The sequence below is a fragment of the Labrys sp. KB_33_2 genome, assembly GCF_052114505.1.
GTDB lineage: Bacteria > Pseudomonadota > Alphaproteobacteria > Rhizobiales > Labraceae > Labrys.
The window spans coordinates 1-1,099 of the sequence record NZ_JBFREW010000072.1 but is presented as its reverse complement, the minus strand read 5'-3'; the positions used below and the strand labels follow the sequence as shown (position 1 = coordinate 1,099).

Below are 1,099 nucleotides of genomic sequence, written 5' to 3'. Positions count from 1 at the left end.
CGCGCGCAGGTGGCCAGCCTCGTCACCGGCATCAAGGCGCTCTACGACCAGGGATTGTGGGAACTGGGAATCGTCGTCGCCTTCACCATGCTGGTGGCGCCGGGCCTGCAGATTCTCGCCCGCCTCACGGTSCTGACCGGGCTGAGGATGCGRCGCCCGCCGCGCTGGCTGCCRCTCGTYCATCGCGGCGCCRGTTTCGTCGGCCGCTGGGCGATGATCGAAGTCTATATGCTCGGCCTTCTCGTCGCCTATGTGAAGCTGATCGATCTCGCACASGTCGATCTCGGCCCCGCCGTGTTCGCCGTGGTGGCGCTGATGCTGGTGACGGTSGCGACCGGCTCCCTCCTGGACGACGAAACCATCTGGCGCAGCTTTGCGCGCAAGGGCGTGGCTCCCCATCCTCCCCGGGTGGATCCGAGYCGCCCGACCGCCCTGTGCGAATCCTGCTGGCTCGTGTCGAACCTGCCCGCTTCMGGCCATGACGCGGCCTGTCCRCGCTGTTCGGCGCCCCTGCATCAACGCAAGCCCAACAGCCTCACCAGAACCTGGGCCCTGCTGATCACCGCCGCCATCCTCTACATACCGGCCAATCTCTTCCCGATCATGACGGTGATCTCGCTCGGGCATGGCGAGCCCGATACCATCATCAGCGGTGTCATCGCCCTGGCCGATGCCGGTTTGTGGCCRCTGGCCGCCCTGGTCTTCTTCGCCTCGATCCTGGTTCCCGTGCTCAAATTGGCGGGCCTGACGATGCTGCTGATCACCACCCAGCGCGGCTCGACCTGGCGTCTGCAGGACAGGACRGTGCTCTACCGGAKCATCGAGTTCGTGGGACGCTGGTCGATGATCGACATCTTCATGATCTCGATCCTGGTCGCCCTGGTGCARCTGGGCGAGATCGCCACCATCGAGCCCGGCATCGGGGCGATCGCCTTTGCCAGCGTGGTGATCATCACCATGATCGCCTCCGAATCATTCGACCCRCGGCTGATGTGGGATGTCTTGCGCCGYGACACAGGAAAGAAGGGCCATTGACCGACTCCGACRCCTCCAAGAACGGCAGTGACACGGCCACGCCGGATATCGATCCGCCGCGCCG

General features: G+C 65.3%; 1 protein-coding gene. It reads left to right on the top strand.

The features are described 5' to 3' along the window. The coding region (locus AB4037_RS34570; protein ID WP_441774673.1) for a paraquat-inducible protein A at nt 1–1,035 on the top strand (1,035 nt) is incomplete at its 5' end. Nucleotides 1,036–1,099 lie beyond the last annotated feature (64 nt).